At 56.0% G+C, this 13,625-nt stretch carries 14 protein-coding genes; 11 read left to right on the top strand and 3 right to left on the bottom strand.

The window, feature by feature from the left end; all coding sequences use genetic code 11:
- Window positions 1-79 precede the first annotated feature (79 nt).
- Window positions 80-436, top strand: coding sequence for a DUF2500 domain-containing protein (locus ACSZO1_RS05925; RefSeq protein WP_437610487.1), 357 nt, complete (start codon window positions 80-82; stop codon window positions 434-436).
- A gap of 264 nt (window positions 437-700) precedes the next feature.
- Here the strand turns inward: ACSZO1_RS05925 and ACSZO1_RS05920 are convergent, their stop codons facing one another.
- Complete coding sequence (locus ACSZO1_RS05920) at window positions 701-970, bottom strand: DUF1145 family protein (protein ID WP_437610485.1); 270 nt, start codon at window positions 968-970, stop codon at window positions 701-703.
- Window positions 960-1,565, bottom strand: coding sequence for a 16S rRNA (guanine(966)-N(2))-methyltransferase (rsmD, locus tag ACSZO1_RS05915; RefSeq protein WP_437610483.1), 606 nt, complete (start codon window positions 1,563-1,565; stop codon window positions 960-962). Before rsmD ends, ACSZO1_RS05920 begins: the two co-directional genes overlap by 11 nt.
- A 186-nt stretch (window positions 1,566-1,751) precedes the next feature.
- Here rsmD and ftsY point away from each other — a divergent pair, with 186 nt between their 5' ends.
- The 4 genes from ftsY (at window position 1,752) to rpoH (ending at window position 6,007) form a co-directional block, all read left to right on the top strand.
- Window positions 1,752-3,236, top strand: a complete 1,485-nt coding sequence (gene ftsY / locus ACSZO1_RS05910) for a signal recognition particle-docking protein FtsY (RefSeq protein ID WP_437610481.1) — start codon at window positions 1,752-1,754, stop codon at window positions 3,234-3,236.
- A gap of 5 nt (window positions 3,237-3,241) precedes the next feature.
- A complete protein-coding gene (gene ftsE, locus ACSZO1_RS05905; RefSeq protein ID WP_437610479.1) occupies window positions 3,242-3,910 on the top strand; it encodes a cell division ATP-binding protein FtsE in 669 nt (222 codons plus the stop codon).
- The gene (gene ftsX / locus ACSZO1_RS05900) at window positions 3,900-4,883 is read left to right on the top strand and encodes a permease-like cell division protein FtsX (protein WP_437610477.1); all 984 of its coding nucleotides are present in this window, start codon (window positions 3,900-3,902) and stop codon (window positions 4,881-4,883) included. Before ftsE ends, ftsX begins: the two co-directional genes overlap by 11 nt.
- 266 nt (window positions 4,884-5,149) lie before the next feature.
- Window positions 5,150-6,007: an RNA polymerase sigma factor RpoH gene (gene rpoH / locus ACSZO1_RS05895; RefSeq protein WP_437610475.1), complete on the top strand. Its 858-nt coding sequence runs from the start codon at window positions 5,150-5,152 to the stop codon at window positions 6,005-6,007.
- Window positions 6,008-6,144: 137 nt separating this feature from the next.
- On the opposite strand, the gene panM is transcribed toward rpoH, so the two are convergent.
- Complete coding sequence (gene panM, locus ACSZO1_RS05890) at window positions 6,145-6,546, bottom strand: aspartate 1-decarboxylase autocleavage activator PanM (protein ID WP_437610473.1); 402 nt, start codon at window positions 6,544-6,546, stop codon at window positions 6,145-6,147.
- Between the two features lie 400 nt (window positions 6,547-6,946).
- Between panM and ACSZO1_RS05885 the strand changes: the two genes are divergently transcribed.
- From ACSZO1_RS05885 to ugpB, 6 genes are all read left to right on the top strand, one after another.
- Window positions 6,947-8,062 (top strand): branched-chain amino acid ABC transporter substrate-binding protein, encoded by a 1,116-nt coding sequence (locus ACSZO1_RS05885; protein ID WP_437610471.1) that lies wholly within the window; start codon window positions 6,947-6,949, stop codon window positions 8,060-8,062.
- A 205-nt stretch (window positions 8,063-8,267) separates the two neighbouring features.
- Window positions 8,268-9,194, top strand: coding sequence for a high-affinity branched-chain amino acid ABC transporter permease LivH (gene livH, locus ACSZO1_RS05880; RefSeq protein ID WP_437610469.1), 927 nt, complete (start codon window positions 8,268-8,270; stop codon window positions 9,192-9,194).
- The gene (locus ACSZO1_RS05875; protein ID WP_437610467.1) at window positions 9,191-10,465 is read left to right on the top strand and encodes a high-affinity branched-chain amino acid ABC transporter permease LivM; all 1,275 of its coding nucleotides are present in this window, start codon (window positions 9,191-9,193) and stop codon (window positions 10,463-10,465) included. The genes livH and ACSZO1_RS05875 overlap by 4 nt, the downstream gene beginning before the upstream one ends.
- A complete protein-coding gene (livG, locus tag ACSZO1_RS05870) occupies window positions 10,462-11,229 on the top strand; it encodes a high-affinity branched-chain amino acid ABC transporter ATP-binding protein LivG (RefSeq protein WP_437610465.1) in 768 nt (255 codons plus the stop codon). Before ACSZO1_RS05875 ends, livG begins: the two co-directional genes overlap by 4 nt.
- A 1-nt stretch (window position 11,230) precedes the next feature.
- Window positions 11,231-11,944, top strand: a complete 714-nt coding sequence (gene livF / locus ACSZO1_RS05865; protein WP_437610463.1) for a high-affinity branched-chain amino acid ABC transporter ATP-binding protein LivF — start codon at window positions 11,231-11,233, stop codon at window positions 11,942-11,944.
- Between the two features lie 294 nt (window positions 11,945-12,238).
- Window positions 12,239-13,558, top strand: a complete 1,320-nt coding sequence (gene ugpB / locus ACSZO1_RS05860) for a sn-glycerol-3-phosphate ABC transporter substrate-binding protein UgpB (protein WP_437610461.1) — start codon at window positions 12,239-12,241, stop codon at window positions 13,556-13,558.
- Window positions 13,559-13,625 lie beyond the last annotated feature (67 nt).

Here is a 13,625-nt window from a genome sequence, read left to right as displayed (position 1 = left end):
TGACAATCAGCATCCTCTGGTTGTATGCTTTTGCCCGGCCAACATTTGTTCACTGTCGACCAGAGGAGACGAGAGAAACATGAGCAAACCACCGCTAATTTTTTTCATCGTACTGGCGATCATTGCCATTCTTGCCACGCGTCAGTTTATTAAGCAGCGACGTGAAAAGGCGGTTAATGACGCGTCACCATTACGTTCGTTGCCGGTTGAGGTGAAAACCAAACGTGAGTTTTCCGTGTCCAGCCGGCGTTCGCGTCAGCGCGAGGTGATCCCGCTGGAAGAGATGCGTTATGAAGCCTGGTTTCACCCGTTAAATGGCGCGGGAGATTTTAAGCTGGTGCTGAGTGCGGAGGATTATCATCAGCTGGATAAAGGGGTGAAAGGCAAACTGCAGGTCAAGGGCTCGCGTTTTGTCAGTTTTACGCCTGCGGTTTAAAGGACCTGGTATGGCGTCGGCTGCCTGTTCGGGCGGCTTTAAGCGGCTGATAAACTCAGGGCGCGGGCAACAGAGACAGCAACACCCGGTTGAGTGCACAGGGAATCCGGTCAGCGCAGGAAAGCGTCCCGCGCCATGGACGGCGCGGGACGAGCGGTCATGGATGACAGATTTTGCGTCTTTCCGGAGCTGACCGGATTCCCTGAGCAGGTGCAGAGATAAACGCGAGGCTCTGAAATGACGGTCAACCAGCGGGCGAACTTGTTACTGCTTCGGAAAATGCTTTTTCTGCCACGCCAGCAGTTCAAAGACACCAAAGAAAAAAATCTTCGCCTGAGTGACTTTGCTCAGCTTCGGCCCATCTTTTGGCTGGGTGGCTCGCAGCAACACCAGTTGCAGACCGTGCATCACCACCATAAAAAACAGCGCGACATCAACGAAATACTTCAATGGCTTCGGAAACGGCTGGACGATATTCAGTAGCAGAAAAGCCCAGACGCACAGCATCAGCAAACGTCCCAGATTAAGCAGCATCCTCATTCTCCTTGTGGCTGGTCTGACGCACATACAAACGGTAAGCCACCTGCCCGGCGATTTTCTCGCGGTGCAGATGCCAGTTGACGGGCACCGGCGGCATGCCGTTTTCCACTTCACTTTCCACGTAGATCAGCGCGCCGTCTGCGAGCCAGTTCTGGCTTTCCAGCAGCGTAATCGTCTGATCCAGTAATCCTTTGCGAAACGGCGGGTCGATAAACACCAGATCATGCGCGCTGCCGGGTTGCGCCAGCCAGCTCAGGGTATTGGTGTTGATCACTTTGCCATTGGTTGCCCCGAGCGTCGCCAGATTCTTCTCCAGCTGCTGTGCCACCGGGCGTTCCAGCTCCAGCAGCGTGGCCGACGCGGCATGGCGCGACAGGGCTTCCAGTCCCAGTGCGCCGCTGCCAGCAAAGCAGTCGAGACAGCGTGCCTGCTGAATATCCGGCGCCAGCCAGTTAAACAGGGTCTCGCGTACGCGGTCAGTGGTGGGGCGCAGACCGGCGCTGTCCGGTACAGGTAATTTACGGCCGCGCCACTGGCCGCCAATAATGCGAATTTGTCCGGCACCCTTGCCGCGAGGTTGTTTGTTCATGATTTTTACAACTCTGTATAAATTGTTGCGTAGTTTAACGGGCTAATTGCCACGAGGAAACGTAAAAAGGGTGCAGGTGTTGCCGTGCACAGAAAGTGTTAGACTAAGAGACTAATTATCAGGTTATTTTCTGACCCGGCTGCAGATGTCAGCGGGGGTTCAGCCAGCGAGGAGTGTGGTTGCACAATGGCAAAAGATAAAAAACGTGGTTTTTTTTCCTGGCTGGGACTGGGGCGCGATGAGACGCCAGTAGCGAAAGAGGAACAAAAAGAGGCGTTAGAGGAACAGCAGTCCGCGGCTGAGCAGGAAGCAGAAAACGAACGTGCAGCAGCAGCCGAACGCGCAGCAGAAGCCGAACGCGCAGCAGAATCCGAACGTGCAGCAGAAGCCGAACGCGCAGCAGCAGCCGAACGCGCAGCAGAAGCCGAACGCGCAGCAGAGGCTGAACGCGCAGCAGAGGCTGAACGCGCAGCAGAAGCCGAACGCGCAGCAGCAGCCGAACGCGCAGCAGAAGCCGAACGCGCAGCAGCAGCCGAACGCGCAGCAGAAGCCGAACGCGCAGCAGAAGCCGAACGCGCAGCAGAAGCCGAACGTGCAGCAGAGGCTGAACGCGCAGCAGCAGCCGAGCGTGCAGCAGAGGCTGAACGCGCAGCAGCAGCCGAACACGCAGCAGAAGCCGAGCGTGCAGCAGCAGCCGAACGCGCAGCAGAAGCCGAAAGCGCACCAGTACAGGAACAGGAGCGCCCCACCAAAGAGGGCTTCTTTGCCCGTCTGAAGCGCAGCCTGGTCAAAACCCGTGAAAACCTGGGTTCCGGATTTATCGGCTTGTTCCGCGGCAAGAAGATCGACGACGATCTGTTTGATGAGCTGGAAGAACAGCTGCTGATCGCTGATGTGGGTGTGGACACCACGCGTCGCATCATCAGCAGTCTGACTCAGCAGGCGAGCCGTAAGCAGCTGCGCGATGCCGAAGCGCTGTATGGCCTGCTGAAAGCCGAGATGTCACAAATTCTGGCCAAAGTGGAAGAACCGCTGGATGTCAGCGGTAAAACACCGTTTGTCATTCTGATGGTCGGCGTTAACGGCGTGGGTAAAACCACCACCATCGGCAAGCTGGCGCGTCAGTATCAGGCGCAGGGCAAGTCGGTGATGCTGGCGGCAGGCGATACCTTCCGTGCCGCGGCCGTCGAGCAGCTGCAGGTGTGGGGCCAGCGTAACAATATTCCGGTGGTGGCCCAGCAGACCGGCGCAGACTCCGCCTCCGTGATTTTTGATGCCATTCAGTCAGCGCAGGCGCGCGGCGTGGATGTGCTGATTGCCGATACGGCAGGTCGCCTGCAGAACAAAGCGCATCTGATGGAAGAGCTGAAAAAGATCACCCGTGTGATGAAAAAGCTGGATGACAGCGCGCCACACGAAGTGATGCTGACCATCGATGCCAGCACCGGGCAAAACGCCATCAGCCAGGCGAAGCTGTTCCACGAGGCTGTCGGGCTGACCGGTATCACGCTGACCAAACTGGACGGCACCGCCAAAGGCGGGGTGATTTTCTCGGTGGCGGATCAGTTTAGTATCCCTATCCGTTATATCGGCGTGGGGGAGGGTATCGAAGATTTGCGGTCATTTAAGGCCGACGACTTTATTGAGGCACTGTTTGCCCGAGAGGACTAATTAGGATGATTCGCTTTGAAGAGGTCAGTAAGGCTTATCTCGGCGGTCGGCAGGCGCTGCAGGGGGTGGATTTCCATCTGCACCCAGGGGAGATGGCGTTTCTGACTGGTCATTCCGGGGCAGGGAAAAGCACCTTGCTGAAGCTGATTTGTGGCATTGAACGGCCAAGCGCCGGGCATATCTGGTTTGGCGGTCATGACATCAGCCGCCTGAAGAATCGTGAAGTGCCGTTCCTGCGCCGGCAAATCGGCATGATTTTCCAGGACCACCATCTGCTGATGGATCGCTCAGTGTATGACAATGTGGCGATCCCGCTGATCATCGCGGGCGCCAGCGGTGAAGATATCCGTCGTCGCGTGTCGGCAGCGCTGGATAAAGTTGGCCTGCTCGACAAAGCGAAGAGTTTCCCGATTCAGCTCTCTGGCGGTGAACAGCAGCGTGTCGGCATTGCCCGCGCGGTGGTGAACAAACCGGCGGTGCTGCTGGCGGATGAACCGACCGGTAACCTCGATGAGGCGCTGTCGGAAGATATTCTGCGCCTGTTCGAAGAGTTTAACCGCGTAGGTGTCACCGTCCTGATGGCGACCCATGATATGGGGCTGATCGGGCGGCGTAATTACCGCGTGATGACGCTGAGTCAGGGACGCCTGCACGGAGGCCATTATGGTGAATAAGCGTAATAAACGTCCGGCGGCGGCGAAGACGAAGCAGCCGTCGAAGAGTCGTGCGCTGAAGGGCGGCTGGCAGGAGCAGTGGCGTTATGCGCTGCACGGCTCACTGTCGGATATGTGGCGCCAGCCTCTGGCGACACTGTTAACGGTGATGGTGATTGCCATTTCGCTGACGCTGCCGAGCGTCTGCTATATGGTGTGGAAAAACGTTAGCCAGGCCGCCGATCAGTGGTATCCGGCGCCGCAACTGACGGTTTATCTCAGCAAAACGCTGGATGACGACGCTGCGGAAAACGTGATTGCCCAGCTGAAGCAGCAGGATGGCGTGGATAAGGTGAATTACCTGTCGCGTGAAGAGGCGATGGGCGAATTCCGCAACTGGTCCGGTTTTGGCGGCGCGCTGGATATGCTGGAGCAAAATCCGTTACCGGCGGTGGCGGTTATTACGCCGAAGCTCAATTTCCAGGGCTCGAATACGTTGCAGACCCTGCGTGAACGGGTTGCGGCAGTGCAGGGCGTGGATGAAGTGCGTATGGACGACAGCTGGTTTGCCCGGCTGGCGGCGCTGACCGGTCTGGTCGGGCAGGTCGCGGCGATGATCGGCATTCTGATGATTGTGGCGGTGTTCCTGGTGATCGGTAACAGCGTGCGTCTGAGCATCTTTGCCCGCCGCGATACCATCAACGTACAAAAGCTGATTGGTGCAACGGATGGCTTTATTCTGCGGCCTTTCCTGTATGGTGGCGCTCTGCTCGGCTTTAGCGGCGCGTTGCTGTCGCTGATTCTGTCGGAAGTGCTGGTGTTGCGTCTTGAATCGGTGGTGGCGCAGGTGGCGGCGGTATTTGGCACCACATTCCGCATCAGCGGCCTCTCCTGGGATGAAAGCCTGCTGCTGCTGTTAATCGCGGCGATGATTGGCTGGATTGCCGCCTGGCTGGCGACCGTACAACATTTACGCCGATTTACACCGCAGTAACCCCAGGACATATTTTTTGTTATAATCTTCCTCTGCTGCGAGAAAGTGTGCCGCAGAGGAAGTTCTGATTTATTTCCCTTCTGTCTGCGTCCGCTTCCCTCATCCGCAAGGTGTGTGTAAAATATGCACCGCGAAATGGAACTTGTGGATAACTTTGTCGTCGAATCAGCACAGATTGCTTTCGATTTCCGCAGGTAAATCACGTAGTGTTGTGGATGACGCGAAGGAATCGCGTGGCAACTGGCATATTCACAGAGAGGGTTTGAATGACCAAAGAAATGCAAACTTTAGCTATCGCTCCTTTAGGCAACCTGGAATCCTATATCCGGGCCGCTAACGTCTGGCCGATGTTGTCGGCGGAAGAGGAAAAGGCGCTGGCTGAACGGCTGCATTACCAGGGCGATCTGGATGCAGCAAAAACGCTGATCCTGTCTCACCTGCGCTTCGTTGTTCATGTCGCTCGTAACTATTCCGGTTACGGCCTGCCGCAGGCGGACTTGATTCAGGAAGGCAACATCGGCCTGATGAAAGCGGTGCGCCGCTTTAATCCTGATGTTGGCGTGCGTCTGGTTTCCTTTGCCGTGCACTGGATTAAAGCCGAGATTCACGAATACGTGCTGCGTAACTGGCGTATCGTGAAAGTCGCGACCACCAAAGCACAGCGTAAGCTGTTCTTTAACCTGCGTAAAACCAAGCAGCGTCTGGGCTGGTTTAACCAGGATGAAGTGGAAATGGTGGCACGTGAGCTGGGCGTAACCAGTAAAGACGTGCGTGAAATGGAATCGCGTATGGCCGCGCAGGATATGACCTTTGACCTGTCGTCTGATGATGAGTCTGGCGAAGGCAAATCCATGGCGCCGGTGCTGTATCTGCAGGATAAAACCTCTGACTTCGCCGATGGCATTGAAGAGGATAACTGGGACAATCACGCCGCCGATAAGCTGAGCGATGCGTTGCAGGGGCTGGATGAGCGTAGCCAGCATATTATCCGTGCACGCTGGCTGGACGATGATAACAAAACTACTCTGCAGGAACTGGCCGATCAATATGGTGTTTCCGCCGAGCGCGTGCGCCAGCTGGAGAAGAACGCCATGAAGAAACTGCGTATGGCGATCGAAGCGTAACGCACACTGCTGACGTAACGGTCAGAACGAAAAAGCCCCGTTTGCAAAAATGGGGCTTTTTTATTGCCTGCAGTGCAACGCAGGCGCGGTGATGCGACGCTGCGCCTGCGGTATGCAGAGCGCGGCGCGTTTATCGATCAGACCGACATCACCTTTTTCACCCAGCCATCAATCTGGGTATGAAAACCGCAGGCCTGCATAAAGGCAGCGATCGCTGCCGGGTCTTCACTGCCATCCTGAGCAATCCACCAGTGCACCAGCGAGGTGTTTTGCGCCAGCGTTTCTTCCAGAAGATACTGACCGACGCCGCGACGCCGCGTGACCTCACGAACCTGCAAATCGTAAAGTTTGCCCTGCACGCCGCTGATTTCCAGGCGCACGGCCGCCAGCAGGCGATCGTTAAAGCGTGCGACATACAGCCGATGCTGCTCGTCCAGCCCGTTTTCCAGCGCGGCGATATCTTTTCCCGGCCAGACTTTGCCGAGATCCACGCGATCCTGAGCGCTTAATTGTTGCAAGCGTATGATGGTCAGCTTCATGTTAGCTACCTGCTACGGTTTAAAGGGATATTGTAGCGAAGATGTCATCATTAGGGTGCTTAACTTTTCCCCAGCCAAAACGACGCGATCTGTTTTTGATGCGCGCCCAGGGCCGAGTAAAAAATCAGATTATGACTATATTAACAGCATAACTCGCTGGCCTTGTGGCGATTATGCCATCAATGCTACCAGGTGATCGTGCTGTTCTGGACGCTATTTTCTGCATGTGTCAGTTGATTTACAGAAGAAAATTCCTGTTTAATAACCTGAAAAATAAAGCCTTATTACTACAAAATGCCGTTTTAACCGCTAAGCCGTTATTAGCTAACGAGTTTTTAAGTTAAATCAGGCAAAAAATAACCAGCAATCACACAACAGACCACAAGATGGGGAAGTGCGGATGAAAATCAGTAAAGGTAGCGCGTTTCTGGCAGGCTGCGTTGCGTTGGCGATGAGCCACGCGGCAATGGCACAAGATATTAAAGTTGCCATCGTTGGGGCGAAGACTGGCCCTGTCGCACAGTATGGCGATATGGAGTTCACCGGCGCTAAGCAGGCTATCGAAGATATCAATGCCAAAGGTGGCGTTAACGGCAACAAGCTGGTCGGCGTTGAGTATGACGATGCCTGTGACCCGAAACAGGCTGTCGCCGTGGCGAACAAAGTGATCAACGATGGCATTCGCTACGTGATTGGCCACCTGTGTTCTTCCTCAACTCAGCCTGCATCCGATATCTATGAAGATGAAGGCATCATCATGATCACGCCGGCAGCGACCGCACCTGAGCTGACCACTCGTGGTTATAAACTGGTGATGCGTACCACGGGTCTGGATTCCGACCAGGGCCCAACCGCAGCAAAATATATCGTCAGTGAGATTAAACCACAGCGTATCGCCGTGGTGCACGACAAGCAGCAGTATGGCGAAGGCCTGGCGCGTTCCGTGCAGGACAGCCTGAAAAAAGCAGGCGCCAATGTGGTGCTGTTTGACGGTGTGACCGCCGGTGATAAAGATTTCTCCACCCTGGTGGCGCGTCTGAAGAAAGAGAACGTCGACTTCGTTTACTTCGGCGGCTACTACCCGGAAATGGGCCAGATCCTGCGCCAGGCGCGTGCTGCTGGTCTGAAAACCCAGTTTATGGGCCCAGAAGGTGTGGGTAACTCCTCACTGTCTAACATTGCGGGCGCAGCTTCAGAAGGCATGTTCGTGACCCTGCCGAAGCGTTACGACCAGGTTCCGGCTAACCAGCCAATCGTTGATGCGCTGAAAGCGAAGAAACTGGACCCAACCGGCCCATTCGTCTGGACCACTTACGCCGCGCTGCAGTCTCTGAAAACCGGCATCGAGCGTAGCAAGAGCGAAGAACCTGCTGATATCGTGAAAAACCTGAAAGAAGGCCAGGCAGTTCCGACCGTGATGGGCGACCTGAACTGGAACGCGCAGGGCGACCTGAAAGGTTTCGAATTCGGTATCTTCAAATGGCATGCTGACGGCACCTCAACTGCGGTGAAATAAGTCAGCACGCTTGTACTGAAATCCCGCCGCCCGTCATCATTCGCGCCGCAGATGCGTTGGCTTCACCCGCTCACCCCGGTCGCATAGTTAGCTATGTTCCCGGGGATGAGCGGGTTTGCCGCCTTCCTGCGCCACAAATGATTTAGGGCGGTTGTAGTCGTTTTTGTACCTTCCGCTCACCTGCGGATGAGTAAGGTAATCAGGTATGTCCGAGCAGTTTCTCTATTTCCTGCAGCAAATGTTCAACGGTGTGACGTTGGGCAGCACCTACGCGCTGATCGCCATTGGTTACACCATGGTGTACGGCATCATCGGCATGATCAACTTTGCTCACGGCGAAGTGTATATGATCGGTAGCTACGTCTCCTTTATCGTTATCGCGGCGCTGATGATGATGGGGATCGACGTGGGCTGGCTGCTGATCGCCGCTGGTTTCATTATGGCGATCGTGATTGCCAGCGCCTATGGCTGGAGTATTGAGCGTGTGGCGTATAAGCCCGTGCGATCCTCTAAACGCCTGATCGCGCTGATCTCCGCCATCGGGATGTCGATCTTCTTACAAAACTACGTCAGCCTGACGCAGGGCTCGCGCGACCTGGCGCTGCCAAGCCTGATCACCGGTCAGTGGAAACTGGCGGAGAGCAACGGCTTTGCCGCGACCATCACCACCATGCAGGCGGTGATTTGGATTGTGACCTTCCTTGCGATGCTGGCGCTGACGCTGTTTATTCGTTATTCGCGTATGGGCCGCGCCTGCCGCGCCTGTGCGGAAGATTTGAAAATGGCCAGCCTGCTGGGGATTAATACTGACCGTGTGATCTCGCTGACTTTTGTCATTGGTGCGGCGATGGCGGCAGTGGCCGGTGTGCTGCTGGGCCAGTTCTATGGCGTGATTAACCCTTATATCGGTTTTATGGCCGGCATGAAGGCATTTACCGCAGCGGTGCTGGGCGGTATCGGCAGTATTCCGGGTGCGATGCTGGGCGGGTTGATTCTGGGCATCGCCGAGGCGCTGACCTCCGCGTATCTCAGCACAGAATATAAAGATGTGGTCTCCTTCGCGCTGCTGATTGTGGTGCTGCTGGTGATGCCAACCGGTATCCTCGGTCGTCCGGAGGTCGAGAAAGTATGAAACAGCTTAATCTGGTCAATGCCGTTGTCTCGGCATTGATGCTGCTGATTCTGGCCGCCTTTTTTATGGGAATGCGCCTGAATCTGGATGGCACGCAACTGGTGGTGAATAACGCCGGTAGCGTACGCTGGAACTGGATTGCCGTCGGTTGTGCGGTGGTGTTTCTGTTCCAGTTAGTGCGTCCGTTGTTGCAAAGCAGCCTGAAAAAGGTCGGTGGTCCTGCGTTTGTTCTGCCGAGCTTTGACGGTTCAACGCCAAAACAAAAACTGCTGGCGCTGGCGCTGATTATCGCCGCGGTGGTATGGCCATTTCTGGTGTCGCGCGGCACGGTGGATATCGCTACCCTGACGATGATTTATGTGATCCTCGGCCTGGGCCTTAACGTAGTGGTGGGCTTATCCGGTCTGCTGGTGCTGGGTTACGGCGGCTTCTATGCCATCGGTGCTTACACCTTCGCGCTGCTCAACCATTACTATGGCCTGGGCTTCTGGGAATGTCTGCCGCTGGCTGGGCTGGTGGCGGCGCTGTTTGGCCTGCTGCTAGGCTTCCCGGTGCTGCGTTTACGCGGTGACTACCTGGCGATTGTGACACTGGGTTTTGGCGAAATCGTGCGTATTTTGCTGCTGAATAACACCGAAATCACCGGTGGCCCTAACGGTATCAGCCAGATCCCGAAACCGACCTTCTTTGGGCTGGAGTTTAACCGCAGCGCGCGCGACGGCGGCTGGGACACCTTCCATAACTTCTTTGGCCTGCAGTATGACCCGAGCGACCGCATTATCTTCCTGTATATGGTGGCGCTGTTGCTGGTGGTGCTGACGCTGTTTGTGATTAACCGCTTACTGCGTATGCCGCTGGGCCGTGCCTGGGAAGCGCTGCGTGACGATGAGATTGCCTGCCGTTCACTGGGCTTAAGCCCGCGTCGCATCAAGCTGACCGCCTTTACCATCAGCGCCGCGTTTGCCGGTTTTGCCGGTACGCTGTTTGCGGCACGTCAGGGCTTTGTCAGCCCGGAATCCTTCACCTTCGCGGAGTCGGCATTTGTGCTGGCGATTGTGGTGCTGGGCGGTATGGGATCACAGTTTGCGGTGATTCTGGCGGTGGTACTGCTGGTGGTGTCCCGCGAACTGATGCGCGACCTGAATGAATACAGCATGCTAGTGCTGGGTGCACTGATGGTGCTGATGATGATCTGGCGTCCGCAGGGACTGTTGCCAATGCAGCGTCCGCAGTTGAAGCTGAAACGCAACGGAAAAGGAGAGCAGGCATGAGTCAGCCTTTATTAGCCGTTGATGGCCTGATGATGCGTTTTGGCGGCCTGCTGGCGGTCAACAATGTGCAGCTGGAACTGCATCCACAAGAGATCGTATCACTGATCGGCCCGAACGGCGCCGGGAAGACCACGGTGTTCAACTGCCTGACCGGTTTTTACCGTCCGACGGGCGGCACCATTAAACTGCGCGATCAGCATCTGGAAGGCCTGCCGGGGCAGAAGATCGCCCGTATGGGGATTGTGCGTACTTTCCAGCATGTGCGTCTGTTCCGCGAAATGACGGTGATTGAAAACCTGTTAGTCGCACAGCATCAGCACCTGAAGAGCGGTGTGTTCTCTGGCCTGCTGAAAACCCCGGCATTTCGCCGCAGCGAAAGTGAAGCGCTGGATCGCGCCGCTGCCTGGCTGGAGCGTGTCGGCCTGCTGGAGATGGCAAACCGCCAGGCCGGTAACCTCGCGTATGGTCAGCAGCGTCGGCTGGAAATTGCCCGTTGCATGGTGACGCAGCCGGAAATCCTGATGCTGGACGAGCCAGCAGCAGGCCTTAACCCGCGCGAAACCCATGAACTGGACGAGCTGATCGCCGAACTGCGTGGCGAGCATAAAGTCACTGTGCTGTTAATTGAACATGATATGAAACTGGTGATGGGTATTTCTGACCGTATTTATGTTGTGAATCAGGGGACGCCGCTGGCGAATGGCAAACCGGACGAGATCCGTAATAACCCGGATGTTATCCGTGCGTATTTAGGCGAGGCGTAAGATGGCGAACCCGATTTTAACGTTAAGTAACGTCAGCGCGCACTATGGCAAGATTCAGGCGCTGCACGAGGTGAGTCTGCATATTGATCAGGGTGAGATCGTGACCCTGATTGGCGCAAACGGCGCGGGGAAAACCACGCTGCTGGGGACGCTGTGCGGTGAGCCGCGTGCCACGAATGGCGTGATTACCTTTGACGGCAAAGAGATTACCGACTGGCAGACCGCTCGCATTATGCGTGAGGCGATTGCGATTGTGCCGGAAGGGCGGCGGGTCTTCTCGCGCATGACGGTGGAAGAGAACCTGGCGATGGGCGGTTTCTTTGCCGATCGCGAGCAGTATCAGCAGCGTATTGAGCGTGTCTATCAGCTGTTCCCGCGTCTGCTGGAACGTAAAGTACAGCGTGCAGGCACCATGTCCGGCGGCGAACAGCAGATGCTGGCGATTGGCCGTGCACTGATGAGCCAGCCGCGTCTGCTGCTGCTGGACGAGCCGTCGCTGGGTCTGGCACCGATCATCATTCAGCAGATTTTCGATACCATCGAGCAGCTGCGTGACGAAGGCATGACCATCTTCCTTGTGGAGCAGAACGCGAACCAGGCGCTGAAGCTGGCTGACCGTGGTTATGTGCTGGAAAACGGCCATGTGGTGCTGGAAGACAGCGGTGATGCGTTGCTGGCGAACGAGGCGGTGCGCAGCGCGTATCTCGGCGGTTAACACGACACAGTGTGATAACCCGCTGAAAACCATCGGCCTGCATTGCAGGCCGATTTCATTTGTCGCGATCCTGACTGCATCGCTGTAATTTCAATGCCCTGACGCTGCCTGCCGCGGATTTTCCCGCTTCCACATCGCCCGCCAGGAAAATTTTGCACGCGCGCTCACGCGTCACGCGGCTGTCACCTTGCTGTCATAACCCGTTTATCTCTCTGTCATTTTTCCATGCCATGTTACTTCCCGAACATAAAATGCGTGAAATCGCGCGTAACAATCATGTCACGGGAAACTGATATGCCATCCATCACTTTTCGTCATACCGCACTGAGCATCGTGCTTGGCTGTGCACTGAGCGGCAATGCCCTGGCTGCCACTGAAATTGCTTTCTGGCACTCCATGGACGGTGAGCTGGGGAAAGAGGTCGATTCTCTGGCGCAGCGTTTTAACCAGGCTAACCCTGATTACAAAGTGGTACCGGTCTATAAAGGCAAGTACGACCAGAGCCTCGCAGCAGGTATTGCTGCCGTGCGTACCGGCAATGCACCCGCCATTCTGCAGGTATACGAAGTGGGCACGGCGACCATGATGGCGTCGAAAGCCATCAAGCCAGTGTACGAAGTGTTTAAGGATGCCGGCATCCAGTTTGATGAGTCGCAGTTTGTGCCAACCGTTTCCGGTTACTACACCGATGCGAAAAGCGGCCACCTGCTGTCCCAGCCATTTAACAGCTCCACGCCGGTGCTGTACTACAACAAAGACGCGTTTAAAAAAGCGGGTCTTGATCCTGAGCAGCCACCTAAAACCTGGCAGGATCTGGCGGACTATAGCGCCAAACTGCGTGCAGCAGGCATGAAGTGCGGCTACGCCAGCGGCTGGCAGGGCTGGATTCAGATTGAAAACTTCAGCGCATGGCATGCTCTGCCGGTGGCCACCCGTGATAACGGCTTCGGCGGCACTGATGCGGTACTGGAGTTTAACAAGCCAGTACAGGTGCGCCATATCCAGATGCTGCAGGATATGAACAAGAAGGGTGATTTCACCTACTACGGTCGTAAAGACGAGTCTACCGAGAAGTTCTACAGCGGCGACTGTGCGATCACCACCGCTTCTTCCGGTTCACTGGCGGATATCCGCCACTACGCCAAATTCAACTATGGCGTGGGCATGATGCCATATGACGCTACCGTGCCAAACGCATCGCAGAACGCCATTATCGGTGGTGCCAGCCTGTGGGTGATGAAAGGCAAAGATGCTGCAACCTACAAAGGTGTGGCGGAGTTTATGCAGTTCCTGGCGAAACCAGAAAACGCCGCGGAATGGCACCAGAAAACCGGCTATCTGCCGATCACCACGGCGGCTTACGAGCTGACCAAACAGCAGGGCTTCTACGACAAGAACCCGGGTGCGGATACGGCAACCCGTCAGATGCTGAACAAGCCACCATTGTCATTCACCAAAGGGATGCGCCTGGGCAACATGCCGCAGATTCGTACCATCGTGGATGAAGAACTGGAAAGCGTCTGGACCGGTAAGAAAACGCCACAGGCGGCACTGGATGCCTCTGTTGAGCGTGGTAACGTGCTGCTGCGTCGTTTCGAACAGCAGGTGAAGTAAGCCTGCGGGCGCAGCTATGCGCCCGGTCCTGAACGGGCGGCAGCGATGCCGCCCGCATTGTCATTCA

Source organism: Erwinia sp. V71 (assembly GCF_965644245.1).
In the GTDB taxonomy this organism is placed as follows: Bacteria; Pseudomonadota; Gammaproteobacteria; order Enterobacterales; family Enterobacteriaceae; genus Erwinia.
This window is presented reverse-complemented; position numbering and strand designations above follow the sequence as displayed.

Coding starts and splice junctions, on each gene's coding strand:
- ACSZO1_RS05925 (WP_437610487.1), top strand. CDS start 80: ATGAGCAAACCACCGCTAATTTTTTTCATCGTACTGGCGATCATTGCC.
- ACSZO1_RS05885 (WP_437610471.1), top strand. CDS start 6,947: ATGAAAATCAGTAAAGGTAGCGCGTTTCTGGCAGGCTGCGTTGCGTTG.
- livH (WP_437610469.1), top strand. CDS start 8,268: ATGTCCGAGCAGTTTCTCTATTTCCTGCAGCAAATGTTCAACGGTGTG.
- livF (WP_437610463.1), top strand. CDS start 11,231: ATGGCGAACCCGATTTTAACGTTAAGTAACGTCAGCGCGCACTATGGC.
- rpoH (WP_437610475.1), top strand. CDS start 5,150: ATGACCAAAGAAATGCAAACTTTAGCTATCGCTCCTTTAGGCAACCTG.
- ACSZO1_RS05920 (WP_437610485.1), bottom strand. CDS start 970: ATGCTGCTTAATCTGGGACGTTTGCTGATGCTGTGCGTCTGGGCTTTT.
- ugpB (WP_437610461.1), top strand. CDS start 12,239: ATGCCATCCATCACTTTTCGTCATACCGCACTGAGCATCGTGCTTGGC.
- ftsY (WP_437610481.1), top strand. CDS start 1,752: ATGGCAAAAGATAAAAAACGTGGTTTTTTTTCCTGGCTGGGACTGGGG.
- ftsE (WP_437610479.1), top strand. CDS start 3,242: ATGATTCGCTTTGAAGAGGTCAGTAAGGCTTATCTCGGCGGTCGGCAG.
- panM (WP_437610473.1), bottom strand. CDS start 6,546: ATGAAGCTGACCATCATACGCTTGCAACAATTAAGCGCTCAGGATCGC.
- livG (WP_437610465.1), top strand. CDS start 10,462: ATGAGTCAGCCTTTATTAGCCGTTGATGGCCTGATGATGCGTTTTGGC.
- rsmD (WP_437610483.1), bottom strand. CDS start 1,565: ATGAACAAACAACCTCGCGGCAAGGGTGCCGGACAAATTCGCATTATT.
- ACSZO1_RS05875 (WP_437610467.1), top strand. CDS start 9,191: ATGAAACAGCTTAATCTGGTCAATGCCGTTGTCTCGGCATTGATGCTG.
- ftsX (WP_437610477.1), top strand. CDS start 3,900: ATGGTGAATAAGCGTAATAAACGTCCGGCGGCGGCGAAGACGAAGCAG.